2 protein-coding genes are annotated in these 1,656 nt (G+C 62.7%); both read left to right on the forward strand.

Features of this window, described 5'->3' with window-relative positions; translation table 11 throughout:
- Nucleotides 1–804, forward strand: an 804-nt coding sequence (locus ACFO3E_RS07090) for a Mu transposase domain-containing protein (protein WP_417765090.1), incomplete at its 5' end; no start/stop codon positions are given.
- Nucleotides 804–1,601, forward strand: coding sequence for an IS21-like element helper ATPase IstB (gene istB, locus ACFO3E_RS07095; protein WP_380803472.1), 798 nt, complete (start codon nucleotides 804–806; stop codon nucleotides 1,599–1,601). The genes ACFO3E_RS07090 and istB, both read left to right, overlap by 1 nt.
- Nucleotides 1,602–1,656 lie beyond the last annotated feature (55 nt).

A 1,656-nucleotide genomic window follows, 5' to 3' on the forward strand; every position in this document is an offset into this window, starting at 1 on the left:
GGCTATTCCCGCCGCCCCTTCACGATGGCATTCCGCCATGAGCGGCAGTCGGCCTGGTTCGATGGCATGGAGGCAGCCTTTCGCCATTTTGGCGGCGTAACCGAAGAGGTGCTGCTGGATAATGCGGCGGCGCTGGTCACGCGCCATGACGCGGCGACGCGGGAAGTTGTGTTCAACGATCGGCTACATGCTTTCTCACGTTACTGGGGCTTTCGGCCGCGGGCATGCGCGCCCTATCGTGCTCGCACCAAAGGCAAGGACGAGCGCGGCGTCGGCTACGTAAAAAACAATGCACTAGCGGGTCATGGCTTTGCCAGCATGGAGGCACTGGAGCAGCATCTGGCCTGGTGGATGCGCGAGATCGCGGATTTACGCTGCCATGGTTCGACCGGGGAACCCCCGCTGCAGCGCTTTGTCCGTGACGAGGCGAGCAAGCTCAGGCCCTTGAATGGCCGGCCGCCGTTCCGGCAGATCCGCGAGCTGGTGCGCAAGGTGCACGGCGACTGTGCCGTCGAGATCGATACGAACGCCTACTCGGTTCCCTGGCGCCTGGTGGGCGAAACCGTGCAGGTAACAGTCAGTGCTGGACGTGTGTCGGTCTTCCATGCGGGGCGGTTGGTTGCCGAACATGCCGAGGCTGCGGGCCGCCATCGCCGGCTGACAGACCCTGCGCACTTTGTCGGCGTTGCGGGCGCCAACGGTCCTGTGCGGCGTGCCGAAACCTTCGAGGAGCCACGGCTGCATCTGCCCGAGTTGCTGCGCCCCCTGGCTGAATATGAGCAGCTGGCAGGAGGGCGTTGGTGATGGCTATCGACCATGAAACGCTGCTGGGCTGGCTGAGCCGGCTGAAGCTCACCGCTATCCGCGACCAACTCGATACGTTGCTCGATGAGGCCGCGCGGCAGGATCTGACCATGCGCGAGACATTGGCGTTCCTGTGTGAGCGCGAAATCGCGCGCAAGGACGAGCGCCGGGTAGAGATGGCGATGAAGATCGCTCACTTCCCGCATGCCCGCGAACTTGACGGGTTCGACTTTGACGCCCAGCCCAGCGTCGATCCCCTTCAGATACGGGAGCTCGCCACGGCCCGCTGGGTCGCCCATGGAGAAGCAGTGCTGCTGCTGGGTCCACCGGGCGTGGGCAAATCACACCTGGCGATCGCGTTGGGCCGGGAGGTGATCCGCCAGAACCATACCGTGCTGTTCACCACCGCGCAGGCGCTGGTTGCCGCCTTGGTAAAAGCCCATGGCGAAGGGCGACTTGAAGAGCGCCTCGCCTTCCTTGCCAAACCTAAGCTGCTCATCGTGGACGAACTGGGCTACCTCCCGTTCGACCCAAACGCCGCGCATCTGTTCTTCCAGCTAGTGTCACGCCGTTATGAGCGAGGAGCGATGCTCATCACTTCCAACCGCAGCGTGGGAGAATGGGGAACCGTCTTTGGCGATCCGGTGGTGGCCACCGCAATCCTGGATCGTCTTCTTCACCACAGCCACGTCATCACGATACGCGGCGACAGCTACCGATTGCGCGAAAAGCGACGGAGTGGCCTTTTGCAAAAGGCCACTCCGTCGCTTGAACCAGCAGGCAACGAACCATTATGAAAGGGGGCCAGTTTTAGGTGTCGCTAAGGGGACTCTTTCCGATGTCGCTTGAAAG

Origin of the sequence: Sphingobium tyrosinilyticum (assembly GCF_042654265.1) — a bacterium.
Lineage (GTDB): Bacteria > Pseudomonadota > Alphaproteobacteria > Sphingomonadales > Sphingomonadaceae > Sphingobium > Sphingobium tyrosinilyticum.

Bases quoted from the DNA above. Each gene is read 5' to 3' on its own strand.
- istB (WP_380803472.1), top strand. From the start codon at position 804: ATGGCTATCGACCATGAAACGCTGCTGGGCTGGCTGAGCCGGCTGAAG.